This window comes from Mesorhizobium sp. M0207 (assembly GCF_040321995.1).
Taxonomy (GTDB): Bacteria; Pseudomonadota; Alphaproteobacteria; order Rhizobiales; family Rhizobiaceae; genus Mesorhizobium.
Window position 1 is genome coordinate 190,863 of the sequence record NZ_JAMYSQ010000007.1, and the last position, 18,053, is coordinate 208,915.

Here is an 18,053-nt window from a genome sequence, read left to right on the forward strand (position 1 = left end):
CCGGTAGGGGACGTCGTTTGTTTCCCGAGCCTTAACGCATTCATTAAACTTTAAACAGTTGCGGAACACAACTGGAACAGATAGTGTTTGTTCTGGGTTTGTTTTTCTGATTCTGTTGGGGGTCGCTATGCTGACACGCAAACAACACGAACTGCTTATGTTCATCCACGAAAGGTTGAAGGAAAGCGGTATCCCGCCTTCATTCGACGAGATGAAGGAAGCGCTCGACCTGGCTTCCAAATCCGGAATCCACCGGCTGATTACGGCGCTGGAGGAGCGCGGCTTCATTCGCCGTTTGCCCAACCGGGCCCGTGCGCTGGAAGTGCTACGCCTGCCTGACTCGATCGCCCCCGGCCTCAATGCGGCACGCAAGTTCTCGCCGAGTGTCATCCAGGGTAGTCTTGGGCAAGGCGCCCCTCGGCAAGGCAAGCCGACATCGTCGCGCGTGCCCGCAGCCGGAAATGACGACGATGTCGTCGCCGCCGTTTCGATCCCGGTGATGGGCCGCATCGCTGCCGGTGTGCCGATCGACGCCATCCAGCACCAGACGCATTCGATTTCGGTGCCGCCGGATATGATCATGGGCGGCGAGCATTATGCGCTCGAGGTCAAAGGCGATTCGATGATCGAGGCCGGCATTTTCGACGGCGACACGGTGATCATCCGCAATGCCGATACGGCGAGCCCCGGTGAGATCGTGGTGGCACTGGTCGACGAGGAGGAAGCGACGCTGAAGCGGTTCCGCCGCAAGGGCGCCTCGATCGCCCTGGAAGCCGCCAATCCGGCCTACGAGACGCGCATCTTCGGACCAGACAGGGTCAAGGTGCAGGGCAAGCTCGTCGGACTGATCCGCCGCTACTGAGCTCCGTCCTTGGCGCCGGCTTTGGGGTTGTCGGCCCGGCGGTATGGCGGCAGGCCCCGTGCCGCGCGTGAAAATTTCCGCTGCACGTGCCAGGGCCGGTATGATTTTTCGACGGCGAAGCGGATCTCGGCGCGTGTTGCCGCTTGTGGATCGAAATAGACGGCGGCACTTCCCGCGCGCGCCAGTTGCCGTTTGGTGACGACGAGGACCAGCCGGTCGTAGTAGCAGGGGTTATGGGCGGTGGCGTCGTCGATGACGATCAAGCTGGCAAAGGCGCAGGCTGGCCGCGCAGTATCGCGGTCCTTGGCTTGCGCGATGATCGCGCCGGATGGATGCCTGGCAAGGCAGAGGCCGTCCGTGCAAATGAACGGCATGCCCGGCGGTAGGTCGGCCGGATCGGCAATGTCGAATTGCGGGTCGTTCTTTCCAGGTGTTTCCGGCGCGACGATAGCCTCTGATGTGAGCGCGCGTTTCCAGTTGTCGATGGTGAACTCATTCGGGCGTGCCCGGTTGACCGCGAGTTCACCGCTGCCGATCGGCAGCGCGACCAGCCGTGCGTCCTCCGAGACCAATACGTCGGGTATGCGTGTCTGCGTTGTCGTCAGCAAGCCGGCGAGCGCAAAAGGAAGTGCCGCCAGCCGCAACCACGTCGTCGCCATGCTGGCAATGACGAGGGCGATCGTCACCAGAAGGACGGATCTCAGCGAAATCAGTCCGACCGCATCGATCGGCGAGCGCTCCGAGATCCACCCGGACAGGGCGATCATCGCCGTCAGCCCCTTGCCCATGACATAGAGAAAAGGGCCATCCGCACCGAACGGCATCGCCAGCGCGCTGAGAACGGCGAAGGGCATGACGACCAGTGAGACGATGGGCATGATGGCCAGATTGGCGAACAGGCTGAGCGGCGCCACGCGCTGGAAATGCCATATGGCGAAAAGCGCCGTGGCGCTCCCTGCAATGATCGAGGTCATCGCCAGACCGCACATGCCCAGCAGGACCTTTCGAGTGGCAAAGCGTAGCGGCGACTGCCGCGGCGGCGGCGTGGTGGCCCTGCCGGCGCGGTAATCGGACCAGCCTGCATAGGCGCCGACAAGGGCCGCCGTCGCGGCGAAGGACATCTGGAAACTCGGACCGACCACCTCGTGCGGCGACACCAGGATGACCGCGATGGCCGAGATCGCCAGGTTGCGCATGGTGAGCGCGGCCCGGTCGAACAGCACGGCGATAAGCATCACCGCCAGCATGATGAAGCTGCGTTCGGCCGCCACGACAATGCCGGAAAAGACGAGGTAGGCCGCAATCGAAAAAAGCGCGGCGGCCGCGGCATATTTCTTGACCGGCCGTCGCGATGAGAAATCGGGAAACAGCGCGAAGGCACCCCGGAGCAGCGCCATGATGGTGCCGGCGACCAACGCCATATGCAGCCCCGAGATGGAGATGATGTGGTAGATGCCGGTGCGCCGCATCGCTTCGTTGATCTCCTCGGGAATGCCGGCGCGCACGCCGACGATCAGCGCAGCAGCAATCTCGCCCTCGGCACCGCCGATGCGGCTGCGGATATGGTCGGCGATGGATTCACGCGCGTCTTCGATCGCGGAAGAAAGCTGCGCGGCAAGCGGCATGCTGTCCGACGACACGATTTTCGGATTGCCGAGAAAAAAGCCGCTGCCGCCGATACCGGCGAAATAGCTGTCGAAGGAGAAATCATAGCTGTCGGGCCGCACCGGGCCGGTCGGCGGCAGCAGCCGCACATAGCCGGTGATCTCAGAACCGGCGGTCAGCTCAGCCGGTATCTTCATCGCCGAAACGCGGAGCCGTTCCGGCATGTAGCGCAGTGTCGGCCTGGCGGTTGAGATCACATCGATTGTCAGCCTGATGCGGCCGCTCGCCATGGGCTCGTACGATACGACGCGACCCGTCAGCCGCGTCGAGATTTCGGAGCCGAGCATATGCGTTCCGACACGCCATGTCTCGAACTTGGCGGCAAGTACGCCAAGCGCGCAGAGCAGTGCCACCATGAAGCACAGGCGCGTCCTGGGCCATGACCGCGAGACGACGGCACAAAGGGTCGCGAGGAGCGCGATTGCGACCGGCTGTGGAAAGGCCGGCTCCACCGACAGCCCGAAATAAACGACCACCCCGCATGCGAGGAACACCGGCACCAGCAGGAAGGCGATGCCGCGGTCGAGTTCCAGACCGGCCGCTGTGGTTACGCTGTTGCGGATACGGGACGGTGACGGGAGGCGGAAACGCCTGCGCAGGCGTACGATAGGCTCGCCCGCGGGCACGAGAACCGTTGCTGGGTCGCTGGCCGGCAGCGACGGAGCATCGAAGCGCGGAGCAGGTAGCAATGCCGGTGCCGGCGGGACAGGCGGGGGAGCGGCAAACAGCAAGCGTTCGCTGACGTCGCTGCCAACGTCCTCGCCCTCGCCCGCACCACGGCCTCGCACAGCCATCGGGTCTGCCCCTTGCGCCCTCGACCTCCTATGCTACATGAACGCGCAACGCGCGAAAGTCCGCAAACCCACTTCCTTCGCCCGCCTGAGAGTTCCATGCCCGATAAGGTCGTCACCCGTTTTGCCCCCTCGCCCACCGGCTATCTGCACATTGGCGGCGCGCGCACGGCGCTGTTCAACTGGCTGTACGCCAAGCACACGGGCGGCACGATGCTGCTGCGTATAGAGGATACCGACCGTGAGCGGTCGACGGATGCGGCGACGGCAGCCATTCTCGACGGGCTTTCCTGGCTCGGACTCACCTGGGACGGCGCGCCTGTCTCGCAGTTCGAGCGCGCGCCGCGCCATCGCGAGGTGGCCGAGGAGCTGGTGCGCGTGGGCAAGGCCTATTACTGCTACGCGACGCCGGCGGAGCTGGAGGCGATGCGCGAGGCAGCGCGAGCCAAGGGGCTTCCGCCCCGCTATGATGGGCGCTGGCGCGACCGCGACCCGTCGGAGGCGCCGCCCGGCGCCAAGGGGGCGATCCGCATCAAGGCGCCGACAGACGGCGAGACGGTGGTGCATGACCGCGTCCAGGGCGACGTGCGCTTTCCCAACAAGGATCTCGACGATTTCATTATTCTGCGCTCGGACGGCAATCCCACCTACATGCATGCCGTCGTCGTCGACGATCACGACATGGGCATCACCCACATCATCCGCGGCGACGATCATTTGACCAACGCCGCACGCCAGACCGTAATCTATCACGCCATGGGCTGGGAGGTGCCGTCGATGTCGCATATCCCGTTGATCCACGGTGCCGACGGCGCCAAGCTGTCGAAGCGGCACGGTGCGCTTGGCGTCGAAGCCTATCGCGCCATGGGCTACCTGCCGGAGGCGCTGCTCAACTATCTGGCGAGGCTTGGCTGGAGCCACGGCGACGATGAGATCATGTCGATCGCCGACATGATTACATGGTTCGACATTGGCGACGTCAACAAGGGCGCCGCCCGTTTCGACTTCGCCAAGCTCGAGGCGCTTAACGGCGTGCATATGCGCCGGATGAACGACGCGGCGCTGCTCGACATCTTCATCGCCACTCTGCCCTATCTAGAAGGCGGCCCGGCAATCGCCGCTCGCCTCGACGACAGACGCAGGGCGCAACTGCTTGCCGCGTTGCCGGGCCTGAAGGAGCGCGCCAAAACGCTGGTCGAACTTGTTGAAGGGGCTGCATTCCTTTTCGTCGAACGGCCGCTGCCGGTCGACGAGAAGGCGGCGGCGCTGCTCAGCGGTGAGGCACGCGCGATCCTGCGGGGCGCTCATGCGGCACTAGCCACGGTTTCGGGGTGGTCTGCCGCCTCAGCCGAAGCCGCGATCCGCGACTATGCGCAGGCCGCCGGCTATAAACTCGGCGCCGTGGCCCAACCTTTGCGCGCCGCGCTCACCGGCAAAAGTACCTCGCCAGGTGTCTTTGATGTGCTTGCCGTGCTTGGCCGCGAGGAAAGCCTGGCGCGGATCGCTGATCAAATCGATTAGCAAACTGGCCCAAGAAGATTGGCATTGAAAGGTGTGTTTCGCAGTGCAACATTGGGTCTTGGCCTAATCTGCCGCGCAGATTCAATTGCGGGCGCAAATGTGCGTATTCCGATGCTTTTGACGTGTTGGGTTCAGATATTTTGCCTTTGCCGGCCTGAGGAAACAAAAAGGAGTTTGCTATGACCGAACCTGCGACAAAAATGGAATTTGGCGGCAAAACCCAGGCATCGACGGCCAAGCTGGAACTCGGCGGCAAAACCCATGAATTCAAGATACGAAGTGGTTCGGTAGGACCTGACGTCATCGACATCGGTTCGCTCTACAACACCGCCGGCGTCTTTACCTACGATCCCGGTTTTACGTCGACGGCGAGCTGCGAATCGGAAATCACCTTCATCGATGGCGATGCCGGCATTCTTTTGCACCGCGGCTACCCGATCGACCAATTGGCCGAGCACGGCGACTTCCTCGAAGTCTGCTATCTCTTGCTCTATGGTGAACTCCCGACCAAGGCGCAGAAGGACGATTTCGACTACCGGGTGACGCGCCACACTATGGTGCATGAGCAGATGTCGCGCTTTTTCACCGGCTTCCGCCGTGATGCGCATCCGATGGCGGTGATGTGCGGCGTGGTCGGCGCGCTGTCGGCCTTCTATCACGATTCCACCGATATCTCGGACCCCTATCAACGCATGGTCGCGTCAATGCGGCTGATCGCCAAGATGCCGACGATCGCGGCGATGGCCTATAAATACCACATCGGCCAGCCATTCATTTACCCGAAGAACGAGCTGAATTTCGCAGCCAACTTCCTGCATATGTGCTTCGCCGTGCCTTGCGAGGAATACAAGATCAATCCGGTGCTGGCCCGCGCGATGGAGCGCATCTTCATCCTGCACGCCGATCACGAACAGAACGCCTCGACTTCGACCGTCCGCCTGGCCGGCTCGTCGGGCGCCAATCCTTTTGCCTGTATCGCTGCCGGCATCGCCTGCCTGTGGGGTCCCGCACATGGCGGCGCCAACGAGGCAGCCCTGAACATGCTGGGCGAGATCGGTCATGTCGATCACATCCCGGAATTCATTGCGCGCGCCAAGGATAAGAACGATCCGTTCCGATTGATGGGATTTGGCCACCGCGTTTACAAGAATTACGATCCGCGCGCCAAGATCATGCAGAAGACCGCGCACGAGGTCCTGGGCGAGCTCGGCATCAAGGACGATCCACTGCTCGACATCGCCATGGAGCTGGAAAGGATCGCACTGACCGATTCCTATTTCATCGAGAAGAAGCTCTATCCGAACGTCGATTTCTATTCCGGCATCACGCTGAAGGCGCTGGGCTTTCCGACCACCATGTTCACCGTGCTGTTCGCGGTCGCCCGCACCGTCGGCTGGATCGCGCAGTGGAAGGAGATGATCGAGGATCCGCACCAGAAGATCGGTCGCCCGCGCCAGCTCTATACCGGCGCGCCGGAACGGGACTACGTGCCAATCGCGAAGCGGTGAAGGTGGTGAATGGTGAATGGTGAATGGTGAATGGTGAATGGGAGTAGCGAAGCGTCGCTCCCTGTCCATAGAAACCGCTATTCACAATTCACTATTCACAATTCATAATTCACTCACTTCCTCACCATCCCCATCACCACCCCCGCGGCAATCTCGCCTGACGGCTTGGCGGTTGCCATACGCCCGGCAATGTCGGCAAAACCATGCTTCTGCCAGGTGCGGTAGGCGGTATCGGAGCACAGCGCTTCCAACTGCCGCGCCAGATAATGCGGCCGCACATATTGATTGTAGTGTTCCGGCACAACCGGTCGGTCGGCAATGAGATTGGGCAAGGCTGCGCTCCATACTTTGATCAGCGGCTGCGCCATGCGCATGACCGGATCGAGCCGGTAGCAGGAGATCATTGGCACACCCGCCAGTGCCAGTTCCAGCGATACCGTCCCCGACGCGATCAGCGCCGCATCCGCCTTGCCGAAGGCCTGCCATTTGCGTTCGGCATCAAGGATGATCTCCGGCTTCTCGTCCCAGCTCGCGACCGAGGTCCTGACCAGGTCGGCGACGTGCGGCACCGTCGGCAACAGCAGGCGCAAGCGGTGCCCGCGCGCCCGCAGGATCGACAGCGTTTCGCCGAACGGCCCAACCAGGCGCCGCACCTCGCCGCGACGCGAACCGGGCAATACAAGCAACGTTTTCACACGGTCAGCGGCGAGGTTACGCGGCTGCGCCTGCGCCCTTGCGGCACTGACTATGCCCGGATCGTGTGTAAGGCGATGCCCGACATAGGTGCCGGGCGGCCCGCCCAGGCGAGCGAGTTCCTTCACCTCGAACGGCAGGATGCAAAGAATGTGATCGACATATGGCTTCATCGCCGCCGCCCTGCCCGGCCGCCAAGCCCACACGCTCGGGCAGACATAGTGGACGATCGGGATAGTCGGATCGGCGGCACGCACCTTCTTGGCGACGCGCAGCGAGAAGTCCGGACTGTCGATGGTGATAAGGCAATCGGGCTTTTCACCGGCAATCGCGGTGGCCGTCTGGCCGATCCGCCGTATCAGGCGCGGCAGGTCGCGCAGGATGGCGCTAAGCCCCATCAGTGCGATCTCGCTGCCGTCGAACAATGGCGCCAGGCCGAGCGCCTGCAAATGGCGGCCGCCGATGCCGACAAGCCGAACTTCGCGCCCGGTCATGCGCTTGAGCGCCTGCACAAGGTCGGCGCCAAGCAGGTCGCCGGACTCCTCGCCGGCGACGATGGCTATCTTCAACGGCCGCTCATTCGCCATGCGCCGGCTCCGCAGCAGGCAGGCCGATCACGAACAGGCCGAGCGCATTGGCACGTCCGATGGTGGCGGGACCTTCGAGCACTAGCGAGCGACCGGCTTCGACGGCAATGCCGGCCAGTCCGGCGGCATGCGCGGCCTCGACTGTCAGCGGGCCGATGGAGGGCAGATCGGCACGCAGTTCCTGACCGGGCTTGGCGCATTTGACCAGAACACCGCGGCTCCCGCCGGCCAGCCTGCCGTGCCCGCGCAACTCCCTTGTCCGCTCGAGCAGCCCGTCGGTGCCTTCGACGCCTTCCAACGCAATGGCGCGGCCGCCGACCGCAACAGCCGCTTGGCCGATATCCAGCGCGCCGATGGCTTTTGCCGCCGCGTGCGCCGCCTCGATGTCGCGCCAGTCGGATTTGCGTGGCGCCGCCTTGGTCAGCAGGCCTTCGGCGGCGACCAGCTCCGGCACGATCTCGTGAGCGCCGATGACCTTGATGCCGCTGCGCTCGATCCTGCGGACGAACAGTTTCAGCACCGTATCGTCCCCCCGGGTTACACCGACGAAGAGGCTGGGTAGCCACGCGAGCAGGCCCAAATTGAGGCGCATGGCGCTCAGCCTGGGGCGGCGCGTGATATGACCCGCGGTTACGAGATGCGTGACGTGGTGCCGCTTAAGGATCGGCAGCAGCGAGCCGACGTCTTCCAGCCTCAAGGTTGCCTGCTCATAGGGCTCGAAATCGGCTATGCGATCGACCTCGCCGGCCGCCATCACGACGAAGGGCAATTTGCCTTGCCGGGCGAGCGCTCGGGCAATTTCGACCGGGAGACTGCCGCCGCCGGCGATGATGCCGACCTTGGCATCTGGCGCGAGATCAAGGCCTTTTCCGGCAGCCTCAATCTTCGTCATCTGCCCTCAGTCTTCATCATCGGTGTCGTCGCCGTCGCTACCCTTGAGGGACGGCACGGCGTAGTGCCGCTTGCCGCGACCGGCGATGAAGTCGACGATCTTCATGGCAGTCGGCGACGAGGCGAATTCCGCCTTGGCAAATTCGATGTTTTCGCCGACGGTCCGGGAGCGATCGAAGATCGTCTTGTAGGCTTTGCGCAGCAAGTGGATCTCCGAACGCGGCAGGCCGGCGCGCTTCAGGCCAATGATGTTGAGGCCGCGAAGGCTGGCACGGTTGCCAACGGCGATGGCGTAAGGAATGACGTCGCCGACGATCGCCGAGCAACCGCCGAGAAAGGCGTTATCGCCGATGCGGACAAACTGATGAACCGCGGTAAGGCCGCCGATGTAGACATTGTCACCGACTTCGCAATGCCCGCCTAACGTCGCTTGATTGGCGAAGGTGGCGTTCTTGCCGACCACGCAGTCATGGGCAATATGGGCATAGGCAAGGAAATTGCCGTTGTCGCCGATCGTCGTCTCGCCGCGGCTGGAATCGGTGCCGACATGCATGGTGACACCTTCGCGGATCGTGCAGTTCTCGCCGATCACCAGCGTGGTACGGCCGCCCTTGTGCTTGGTGTTCTGCGGCGGCCCGCCCAGTATCGCCATCGGATAGACCTTGGTCGATGCACCGATGGTGGTCGCGCCAATCACCGAGACATGGCTGACCAGTTCGACGCGGTCGCCGATCACGGCGTCGGGGCCGACGTGACAGAAGGGCCCGATGCGGGCGCCTTCGCCGATTTGGGCGCCTGCCTCGATGACCGAGGATGGATGGATGACTGTCTGGATTTTCATTAGCATTCGTTTGTCAGCCGCTTGCGACCATCATCGCCGAGATCTCGGCTTCCGCCGCCTTGGCGCCATCGACGAGGGCCTCGCAAGCGAATTTGAGAAGATTGCCGCGTTTCTTGATTTTCTTCACATGAATTTTCAGCTGGTCGCCTGGAACGACCGGCTTGCGGAACTTGGCATTGTCGATGGTCAGGAAATAAACCAGCGACGGCTTTTCCGTACCAAGGCTGCGGATGCAGATGGCGCCGGCCGTCTGCGCCATCGCCTCGATGATCAGCACGCCGGGCATGACCGGCTGGTCGGGGAAATGACCTTGGAAATGCGGCTCGTTTATGGTGACGTTCTTGATGCCGACGGCGGATTCGTCGCCATCTATGTCGACAATACGGTCGATCATCAAGAACGGATAGCGGTGCGGCAGGAGCTTCATCAGCCGCATTATGTCAACCGCTTCGAGCGTCGCCGCTGCGATGTCAGCCATTTCCCCCCTCACCCTGTTTGCGCGTCCGTGCAAGTCTGCGCAAGGCCGCTATCTCGCGCATGGCTTCCGCCATCGGCTGCGCCGGATATCCTCCCCAAATCTCACCGGCAGGCACATTGCTCATAAACCCGCTTCTTGCCGCAAGCTTGGCCCCGGACCCGATGGTCAAATGATCCGCAAGGCCGACACCGCCACCCATGGTGACGTTGTCGCCTACGGTCACGGAACCGGAAATACCCGAAAGCCCGGCTATAATGCAATTGCGGCCGATGCGAACGTTGTGCGCGATCTGCACCAGATTGTCGATCTTGGTGCCCTGGCCGATGATCGTGTCGGACATGGCGCCGCGATCGACGGTCGTATTCGACCCGATCTCGACGTCGTCCTGGATGATGACGCGGCCGATCTGCGGAACCCGCTCCGGACCCTTGGCGCCGGCCACGAAACCGAAGCCATCCTGGCCGATCCTGGCACCGCCATGGATGATGACGCGATTGCCAATCAACGCATATTGCACGCTGGCACCTGGACCGACATAGCCGTCGCGGCCAATCTGCGAGGACGGACCGATGACCGCATGCGGGGCAATGACGGTCCCGCTGCCGATGGCAGCGCGAGGTCCGATGATCGCACCCGCTTCGATGATCGCGCCGGCCTCGACATGGGCGGTCGCATCGATATGGGCGTGCGGCGAGATACCGGTTTCGCCGGTCATCGGTCCAGGCGTTGCAGCCGCCGGAAAAAGCAGACGCCCGACCATTGCGAAGGCCTGCTGCGGGCGCGGATGCACCAGCACCGCGATGCCCGCCGGCGCCTTGCCGGCAAATTCGGCAGGGCAGAGAACCGCCGCCGCCCGCAGTGACTGCATCAGGGCGAAATTGCGCCTGCCATCGACGAAGACAAGGGCGTTCTCGCCGCCTTCGTTGGCGGGCGCCAGAGCCTCGATCGATACGTCGGAGAGACCGGAATCAACAAGCGTCGAGCCGGTCAGATTCGCGACTTCGCCGGCCGTATACCGGCGTGAGGGCGCGAAGAACACCGGATCGGTCATTCCAGAAGCAATATCCAGCTAGCGCATGACCCGAAAATCGGAAATCGACCCTCGGAAAGGATCATGCGCAAATCAAAGTGCTACAACGTCCTTTGCGCGTCCGATAGGACGCGCTGCGCTGTAGTATCGGATCACTGCCATCCGGATCCAAACGAGCCGGAAGCATCATTGCCCGCACATCAGAAGCGGGTCGATATGCCGAAGTTGAATTCCTGCACGTCGTCGGTCTTTTCCTTCTTGACCGGGATCGCATAGTCAATGCGGATCGGGCCGAAAGGCGATGCCCACATCAAACCGACACCGACGGAAGCGCGCCATTCCATGCCGGTTGTCGAAGAATTGACAAGGCCACTTGCGATTTTGCTGCCGTAGAGCGTTGCCGCATCGGCGAACACAGCGCCACGCAAACCGAAGCTTTCGGGGATGACCGGCAGCGGGAACTGCGCTTCCGCCGAGGCATTGAAGTAGGTGGTGCCGCCGAGATGGTCATTGCTGTTGTCCGAAGCAACCGGGCCGATGCCGCCGTATTCGAAACCGCGGATCATACGGTCGCTGCTCTGGAAATGGTCGAAGACGCGCAGATCGCCGTTGCCATAGCCTTGGACATGGCCGGCGCCGCCCGAAATGAGGCCCACCAGGTCCAATTGTTCGGACAGCGTCTGATAAATGCTGCCGCGCGCCGTGACCTTGATGAACTTGGCATCGCCGCCGACGCCGGCCACTTCGGTGCCGACATTGGCATAAATGCCGTCATGCGGGTTCTTCATGTCGTCGATGGTATTGTAGATCAGGCCGAGGCTGACCGAGGACTTGAGCCATGGGCTCTCTTCAACGCCGTTTACGATCGCCTGGGAGACGTCGCAGGTGCCACCATTGATAACGGGAACGCAGCCCTCGTCGAACTCGTACTTCTCTTGCGCAATATTATAAGCCAGCTGCGTTGAGATGTTGTCGGTGATCGGCAGACCGAAGCGGACGGTCGCGCCTGTCGTGTCGCTGTCGTAATGGTCGTAGTTTCGGCTCTGCTTGTAGATGTCGAAGCCGGCCGCGATCCGGCGGCCGAGGAAATAGGGTTCGGTGAAAGAGAAGCTGTAGTCGCGCGAGTTCTTGCCACCGCCCGCCGCCACCTTGATGAATTGGCCGCGACCGAGGAAGTTGCGCTCACTGACGGAACCTTCGACGGACGGACCTGACGTTTCACCGCCGCTCGAATAACCGGCGCCGACCGTGAACTCACCGGTCGATTTCTCGACCACATCGACCACCAGCACAACCTGGTCCGGCTCAGAACCCGGAACGGTGGAAATTTCGACTTTTTCAAAATAATCGAGCGCTTCCAGCCGCCTCTTCGCGCGCTGGATGAGGACCTGATTGAAAGCGTCGCCTTCGCTGACATCGAACTCGCGGCGAATGACGTAGTCGCGCGTCCGATCGTTGCCGCGAATCTCGATGCGCTCGATATAGGCCTTGGTACCCTGGTCGACCGTATAGACGACCGAGATCGTGTGGTTCTCGAAGTTGCGGTCGCCGCGCGGCGTCACCTGGGCGAAGGCATAGCCGGATCCAGCGACCTTTTCGGTCAAGGCGATGATCGTGTCCTCGACGTTCTTGGCGTTGTAGACGTCGCCCTTGTGGGTCTCGACCACCGATTCCAGCGACTTGGCGTCGACCTCGGGGATCGTGCTTTCGACGCTGACATCCCCGAACGTATAACGCTCGCCCTCCTGCACCGTGATGGTGACGGTGTATTTGTTGGTTGTGTCGTCGAGTTCGCCGACAGCCGAGACGACCTGGAAGTCGGCATAGCCGTGATTATAATAGAAGCGGCGCAGCAGCTCCTGGTCGGCGCGCAGCTTGTCCTCGTCGTAGACATCGTCGCGCAGCACGAACGACAGGAAGGACGAACGCTTGGTGGAGATGATGTCCGACAGACGGCGGCTCGAATAGGCGCTGTTGCCGACGAAATTGATCGCTGCGATCTGGGTGCGGCCGCCTTCGTTGATGTTGAAGACCACGTTTACCCGGTTGTCGCCGAGATCCATGATCTGGGTGGTCACGGCGGCATCGTCGCGGCCGATACGCCGGTATGCGGCCTTGACCGCCTCGACATCGGCGTCGAGCTGCTGTTGCGAGAAGGTGCCGCGCGGCTTCAATTGCACCGCGGCCTCAAGCGCGTTGTCCTTGAGCTTCTTGTTGCCCTGGAACAGCACCTGGTTGACGACCTGGTATTCGGACACCTTGATGACCAGCGTCGATCCGACCTGGTTGATCTGCACATCCGAAAACAGCCCGGTGCCAAACAGCGCCTTGACCGCATCGTCGATATCCGAACTGGAAAACGCCTTGCCGGGCTTGATCGTCACGTAATTGCGGATGGTGTCCGCATCGACACGCTGATTGCCGGTGACTTCGACTCTGGAGACGACAGCCGCCTCGGCGGCCGATGTGGCAACGAACTGTACTGCGAGCGCGCCTGGTACAACCAGAGCGGCGGACATTGCCACCGCGGACGCGGCGCTCAGAAACTTGGATGCTGCCTTCATCGGGCTTTTGTACCTTTTCTCGAAGTCCCCACGGCGAGAAAACCGGACGTGCGGTAATTTCCCCTACCGTATTAACCGGATTTTCCCTACACGCAAGGCTTCTGGTTAATTTGTATTTACTTAACCCTGCGGCGTGGCTTTCGCGTCACGCATATCCCCACGCATGGTAAACGGCGTCTCAACATTGCTCGTGCCGAAGCCAAATTCCTTCATGATTTCAGCACCCAAACAGATCGTTCCAGAAAACAAAGCCCATGAACCCGAGCACCAATATGAGGCCGCTTCGGTAAGCCATTTCCATCATGCGTTCGGACACCGGCCGCCGGATGACAGCCTCCACGCCGTAGAACAGAAGATGCCCTCCGTCGAGGGGGGGAATCGGCAAAAGATTGAGAATCCCTATCCCGACTGACAGGAATGCAACAAGCTGCACGAGCCATTCAAAGCCGAGCTTTGCCGCCTGACCCGACATCTTGGCGATCTTGATGGGGCCGCCCAGCTGGCACTTGTCCTCGCGACCGACAACGAAACGTTGCAGGAACTGGCCGGTACGCTGGATGACGTGTCCGGTTTCCTGGACCGCTGCCCCGACCGCCCCGGCCGGACTATAGGTGATCAGCCGTGGCTGGCCGAGTTCCTTGTTGTTGACGACACCGATCACGGCTACCTGGACCTTGTTGCCCAGTGCGTCTTGTTGTTCCATCGAGCGCGGCGTCGCCGTGACGGTAATTTCCTTGCCGGCGCGTAGCATGACGAAGGTGATGCTGTCGCCGGCGCGGCCAGAGACCAGACGCTGGACGTCGGCAAAGGTCTCGACCTTGCTGCCGTCGACGCTGACGAATCGGTCGCCGGGCATGATGCCGGCCGCGGCGGCCGGACTGCCGACGGTGACCTCAGCCACCATCGGCTCCAGCACGGGCCGGCCGTGGACGGAAAACAGCACGGCAAAGACGGCGATCGTCAGCAGGAAGTTGAACAGCGGCCCCGCCACGACGGTCGCCGCCCGCTTCCAGATCGGCTGCGTGTGGAAGGCAACCTTGCGTTCTTCGTCGCTCAGCGCCTCGATCTCCTCCGAGCTGGGCTGGCTCGACGTCGCGTTCATGTCGCCGACGAACTTGACGTAGCCGCCGAGCGGTATGGCGCAAAGCTTCCAGCGCGTGCCGCGGCTATCGTTGAAGCCGATGATCTCTGGGCCGAAACCGATCGAAAAGGCTTTTGCGCCGATACCGCACCAGCGCCCGACGAGGTAATGGCCCATTTCGTGGACAAAAACGACCACGGTCAGCACGAACAGGAAAGGCACCAGCGTGCCGAGGACAAAGCCCTCTGTGCTGAAAACCGCGTGAAAAATCTCGTTCAATTCATGCCCTCAAATTCATCCACGGCACAGATCACGCCGCGACTGTGACATCAATCCAGGCGAATCCATGACGCAGCCCCGCGCCGGCCCACCGACGATGCCGTTCAAACCGGAAACAGCCCCTGTGCCGGATGGTCGGCGGTCGCGGAAATCCAGCCGATGACGTATAGGGCGAAAGCCGCCGCGACAAGCCCATCTACCCGATCCATGATGCCGCCATGGCCGGGTATCAGCGTGCCGGAATCTTTACGGCCGTGGCGTCGCTTGACCCATGATTCGAACAGGTCGCCGGCCTGCGCGACAATCGAAAGCACCAGTGCGACCACGCCAAGCACGACGAGGTTGCCCGTTCCGGCTACGGCGGCCAGAAGCAGCCCGGCCACTACGCCGCCGACCACCCCACCGAGCGCCCCGCTCCGCGTCTTGCCCGGCGAGATCGACGGCGCCAGCCTTGGACCACCGATGGAGCGGCCGACGAAATAGGCAAAGATATCGGTCGCCCAAACCACGGCGAATAGGAACAGAATGGCCAGCAGCCCTGAATGGTCGCCGTCACGCAAGAAGGCCAGCGACAAGCCGGACACGGCCGCATAGGCAAGGCCGGATGCTTCCCACGGTCCTGCCCTGCGCATGGAAGAAGCGACGGCAGTGACAGCAACCAGAGCCGCGACGAGCGGCAGCAGCAAAGACGCAGGCAGGCCGGCGACGAGGGCACCAATAAAGACCACGATCAGCGCCTCGGGCAGAAAGCCGAGACCTGCCGTAGCACCAGCACCTGCCGGGGCAACGGGGCGGCTCATCCGCGTCCACTCGTAGAAGATGACCGCCGCCATGGCAGCGCAAAGCAACCGGAAGGACAGTCCGCCGAGCCAGGTCAGGGCAAGCGTGACGATGGCAAGCACGACGGCCGAAATGACCCGGAGTTGGAGGTTGCTCATTCCTCAGCCTGAGGCGACATCTTGGGCGGCAAGTCCGCCGAAGCGGCGCTCGCGGCCGGCGAAATCGCGCAGTGCATCGGACAGGTGCTCGCGACTGAAGTCGGGCCAGTAGCAAGGCAGGAAAACGAGTTCGCTATAGGCTGCCTGCCATAACAGAAAGTTGGACAGCCGAAGCTCGCCGCTGGTGCGGATGACCAGTTCCGGGTCCGGAATGCCCTCTGTATCGAGCGAGCTGGCAAAGGAATCGGCCGTGATCGCCTCGCTCTCGATCTCACCGCGCGCCACCGCCGCTGCGAGCTTGCGCGCGGTGCGCACGATCTCGTCGCGCCCGCCGTAATTGAAGGCAATGACCAGTGTCAGCGCCTCGTTGCTGAGAGTGAGCGTTTCGGCTTCCTCGAGCAGCCCCCTTATGTCGGGCTGCAGCCCCGCCCTGTCACCGATGACCCTGATCCGCACCCCACTCTGGTGCAGCTCGGCGAGGTCACGTCGGATGAAAAGCTTAAGCAGGCCCATGAGGTCGCTGACTTCGGATTTCGGCCGTGACCAGTTTTCCGACGAAAAAGCGTAGACGGTCAGGAAGGAGATGCCGAGGCCGGGGGCGGCGCGCACTGTCTTGCGCAGCGCCTCGACGCCGGCGCGGTGACCGGCCAGCCGCGGCAAGCCGCGCGCCTTGGCCCAGCGTCCGTTTCCGTCCATGATGATCGCGACATGCGCGGGCGTTGCCATATTCTCGCTTCCGGGCCAGGCGTGGCCAGACCCTAGACCTGCATGATTTCCGCTTCCTTGTCGGAAAGCAGGTGGTCGATGGTGCTGATTGTCTCGTCGGTCAGTTTCTGAACCTGGTCGGCCCGTTTGCGATGGTCGTCCTCACTGATGTCGCCGTCCTTTTCCGCCTTTTTCAGAAAGTCCATGCCGTCCCGGCGAACGTGGCGTGCGGCGACGCGGGCATTCTCGGCATAACCGTGCGAGATCTTGACCAGCTCCTTGCGGCGCTGTTCGTTGAGCTCGGGCAGCGGAATCCTGAGATTGGTACCGTCGACGATAGGATTGAAGCCGAGATTGGCTTCACGGATGGCGCGGTCGACTGCGCTGACCATCGACTTGTCCCAGACCGAAACCGAAATCATGCGCGGTTCCGGCACCGACACTGTTGCCACCTGGTTGATCGGCATGGTGGTGCCATAGGCCTGCACCTGGACGGCATCGAGCAGGTTGCTCGACGCGCGGCCGGTGCGCAGCGAAGCCAGATCATGCTTGAACGCGGCGATCGCCCCGTCCATGCGCCGTTTGAGATCGTCGTACTCGCCACTCATCATCGTCTCCTCGACCCGTTAACCCGGGTTCACTGCTTAGGCCCTGTTCGAGCCTCATCCGCAACCGGTCCCTTTCGGGTTCATGGTCCGGTCAATCGTCTGCGACAACCGTGCAACGGCCGCCGCCCCTCAGGATATCGCCGAAGCCACCCTTCTCGTGGATCGAATAGACGATTATCGGAATGTTGTTTTCGCGCGCAAGTGCAATCGCCGCCGTATCCATGATCGAAAGCCCGCGTTTGATGACTTCGTCATGGCTGATCCGCTCGAAACGTGTCGCATGCGGGTCCTTCTTGGGATCAGCCGAATAGACACCATCGACCTGGGTACCCTTGAACAGAGCATCGGCGCCGATCTCGGCGGCGCGAAGGGCTGCAGCCGAATCGGTGGTGAAGAACGGATTGCCGGTGCCGCCGGCGAAGATGACGACCTTGCCCTGGTTCATGTAGGCGGTCGCCTGACGCTGCGAAAAACTTTCGCAAAGCTCGGGCATGGCGATCGCCGACAGCACCACGGCGTCGACGCCGATCTTGTTGAGCGAGGTGCGCAACGCCAGCGAATTGATAACCGTGGCAAGCATGCCCATATGGTCGCCGGTGACGCGGTCTCCGCCTTTTGACGCAACCGCGACGCCACGGAAGATGTTGCCGCCGCCTATGACGACACCGACTTCGATGCCCAATGCGCGGGCCTCGGCGATGTCGGCGGCGATGCGGTCGACCACCGATACGTCGATGCCGAAATGCTGCTCGCCCATCAACGCTTCGCCCGACGCTTTCAGCAAGACACGTCGGTAGAGGGGCTTCACCGTCATCTGGTCCTCGTCATCGTGCGTGTGACGCGTTTCGGTGCGCCCCGAAACACTGGGCGTTCCGATACACGAAGGGCGCCCCGCTGTGACCCGGCGCCCCCGCCCGAAAGTTGAGATAGTGGGCCGGGGTAGCCGTCAGCTCACCCCGGGCAAACTTTATCGCCTGAGCACATACGGCAGATATCATTCCCGCGTAACCC

Annotated in this window: 15 protein-coding genes; 3 read left to right on the forward strand and 12 right to left on the reverse strand. The window is 62.3% G+C overall.

All coding sequences use genetic code 11. The annotated features are described in order from the left end of the window. The first annotated feature begins 127 nt into the window (after positions 1-127). A complete protein-coding gene (gene lexA, locus NKJ15_RS13320; RefSeq protein WP_023674949.1) occupies positions 128-862 on the forward strand; it encodes a transcriptional repressor LexA in 735 nt (244 codons plus the stop codon). Here the strand turns inward: lexA and NKJ15_RS13325 are convergent. Next, a complete protein-coding gene (locus tag NKJ15_RS13325) occupies positions 856-3,321 on the reverse strand; it encodes a ComEC/Rec2 family competence protein (protein ID WP_352815653.1) in 2,466 nt (821 codons plus the stop codon). The genes lexA and NKJ15_RS13325 overlap by 7 nt on opposite strands. Positions 3,322-3,417: 96 nt before the next feature. Here NKJ15_RS13325 and gltX point away from each other — a divergent pair, with 96 nt between their 5' ends. Together gltX and gltA are read left to right on the forward strand one after the other, a co-directional pair. After that, a complete protein-coding gene (gene gltX, locus NKJ15_RS13330) occupies positions 3,418-4,839 on the forward strand; it encodes a glutamate--tRNA ligase (protein WP_352815654.1) in 1,422 nt (473 codons plus the stop codon). Positions 4,840-5,018: 179 nt separating this feature from the next. After that, complete coding sequence (gene gltA, locus NKJ15_RS13335; RefSeq protein ID WP_023674946.1) at positions 5,019-6,347, forward strand: citrate synthase; 1,329 nt, start codon at positions 5,019-5,021, stop codon at positions 6,345-6,347. 113 nt (positions 6,348-6,460) lie between these two features. On the opposite strand, the gene lpxB is transcribed toward gltA, so the two are convergent. From lpxB to pyrH, 11 genes are all read right to left on the reverse strand, one after another. Then, positions 6,461-7,627, reverse strand: coding sequence for a lipid-A-disaccharide synthase (gene lpxB, locus NKJ15_RS13340; protein WP_352815655.1), 1,167 nt, complete (start codon positions 7,625-7,627; stop codon positions 6,461-6,463). Beyond that, positions 7,617-8,519 (reverse strand): LpxI family protein, encoded by a 903-nt coding sequence (locus NKJ15_RS13345; protein ID WP_352815657.1) that lies wholly within the window; start codon positions 8,517-8,519, stop codon positions 7,617-7,619. The genes lpxB and NKJ15_RS13345 overlap by 11 nt, the downstream gene beginning before the upstream one ends. 6 nt (positions 8,520-8,525) lie before the next feature. Then, a complete protein-coding gene (lpxA, locus tag NKJ15_RS13350; RefSeq protein WP_352474276.1) occupies positions 8,526-9,359 on the reverse strand; it encodes an acyl-ACP--UDP-N-acetylglucosamine O-acyltransferase in 834 nt (277 codons plus the stop codon). Positions 9,360-9,372: 13 nt separating this feature from the next. Then, complete coding sequence (gene fabZ / locus NKJ15_RS13355; protein WP_352502391.1) at positions 9,373-9,837, reverse strand: 3-hydroxyacyl-ACP dehydratase FabZ; 465 nt, start codon at positions 9,835-9,837, stop codon at positions 9,373-9,375. Beyond that, on the reverse strand, positions 9,830-10,888 hold the full coding sequence (gene lpxD, locus NKJ15_RS13360) for a UDP-3-O-(3-hydroxymyristoyl)glucosamine N-acyltransferase (RefSeq protein ID WP_352448823.1): 1,059 nt from the start codon (positions 10,886-10,888) through the stop codon (positions 9,830-9,832). Before lpxD ends, fabZ begins: the two co-directional genes overlap by 8 nt. A 179-nt stretch (positions 10,889-11,067) precedes the next feature. Then, the gene (gene bamA / locus NKJ15_RS13365; RefSeq protein WP_352474279.1) at positions 11,068-13,431 is read right to left on the reverse strand and encodes an outer membrane protein assembly factor BamA; all 2,364 of its coding nucleotides are present in this window, start codon (positions 13,429-13,431) and stop codon (positions 11,068-11,070) included. Between the two features lie 217 nt (positions 13,432-13,648). Continuing rightward, a complete protein-coding gene (rseP, locus tag NKJ15_RS13370; protein WP_352772183.1) occupies positions 13,649-14,791 on the reverse strand; it encodes an RIP metalloprotease RseP in 1,143 nt (380 codons plus the stop codon). Between the two features lie 104 nt (positions 14,792-14,895). Next, positions 14,896-15,729 carry a phosphatidate cytidylyltransferase gene (locus NKJ15_RS13375; RefSeq protein WP_352474281.1) on the reverse strand — a complete coding sequence of 278 codons (834 nt, stop codon included), beginning with the start codon at positions 15,727-15,729 and terminating at the stop codon, positions 14,896-14,898. Between the two features lie 3 nt (positions 15,730-15,732). Continuing rightward, positions 15,733-16,455 (reverse strand): isoprenyl transferase, encoded by a 723-nt coding sequence (locus tag NKJ15_RS13380; protein ID WP_023674936.1) that lies wholly within the window; start codon positions 16,453-16,455, stop codon positions 15,733-15,735. A 32-nt stretch (positions 16,456-16,487) separates the two neighbouring features. Continuing rightward, positions 16,488-17,042, reverse strand: coding sequence for a ribosome recycling factor (gene frr, locus NKJ15_RS13385; RefSeq protein WP_084640965.1), 555 nt, complete (start codon positions 17,040-17,042; stop codon positions 16,488-16,490). Positions 17,043-17,133: 91 nt separating this feature from the next. Beyond that, a complete protein-coding gene (gene pyrH / locus NKJ15_RS13390) occupies positions 17,134-17,856 on the reverse strand; it encodes a UMP kinase (protein ID WP_023674934.1) in 723 nt (240 codons plus the stop codon). Positions 17,857-18,053: the final 197 nt, after the last annotated feature.

Bases quoted from the DNA above. Each gene is read 5' to 3' on its own strand.
- lpxA (WP_352474276.1), bottom strand. From the start codon at position 9,359: ATGAAAATCCAGACAGTCATCCATCCATCCTCGGTCATCGAGGCAGGC.
- fabZ (WP_352502391.1), bottom strand. From the start codon at position 9,837: ATGGCTGACATCGCAGCGGCGACGCTCGAAGCGGTTGACATAATGCGG.
- NKJ15_RS13375 (WP_352474281.1), bottom strand. From the start codon at position 15,729: ATGAGCAACCTCCAACTCCGGGTCATTTCGGCCGTCGTGCTTGCCATC.
- lexA (WP_023674949.1), top strand. From the start codon at position 128: ATGCTGACACGCAAACAACACGAACTGCTTATGTTCATCCACGAAAGG.
- bamA (WP_352474279.1), bottom strand. From the start codon at position 13,431: ATGAAGGCAGCATCCAAGTTTCTGAGCGCCGCGTCCGCGGTGGCAATG.
- frr (WP_084640965.1), bottom strand. From the start codon at position 17,042: ATGAGTGGCGAGTACGACGATCTCAAACGGCGCATGGACGGGGCGATC.
- NKJ15_RS13345 (WP_352815657.1), bottom strand. From the start codon at position 8,519: ATGACGAAGATTGAGGCTGCCGGAAAAGGCCTTGATCTCGCGCCAGAT.
- lpxB (WP_352815655.1), bottom strand. From the start codon at position 7,627: ATGGCGAATGAGCGGCCGTTGAAGATAGCCATCGTCGCCGGCGAGGAG.
- gltA (WP_023674946.1), top strand. From the start codon at position 5,019: ATGACCGAACCTGCGACAAAAATGGAATTTGGCGGCAAAACCCAGGCA.
- NKJ15_RS13380 (WP_023674936.1), bottom strand. From the start codon at position 16,455: ATGGCAACGCCCGCGCATGTCGCGATCATCATGGACGGAAACGGACGC.
- lpxD (WP_352448823.1), bottom strand. From the start codon at position 10,888: ATGACCGATCCGGTGTTCTTCGCGCCCTCACGCCGGTATACGGCCGGC.
- NKJ15_RS13325 (WP_352815653.1), bottom strand. From the start codon at position 3,321: ATGGCTGTGCGAGGCCGTGGTGCGGGCGAGGGCGAGGACGTTGGCAGC.
- pyrH (WP_023674934.1), bottom strand. From the start codon at position 17,856: ATGACGGTGAAGCCCCTCTACCGACGTGTCTTGCTGAAAGCGTCGGGC.
- gltX (WP_352815654.1), top strand. From the start codon at position 3,418: ATGCCCGATAAGGTCGTCACCCGTTTTGCCCCCTCGCCCACCGGCTAT.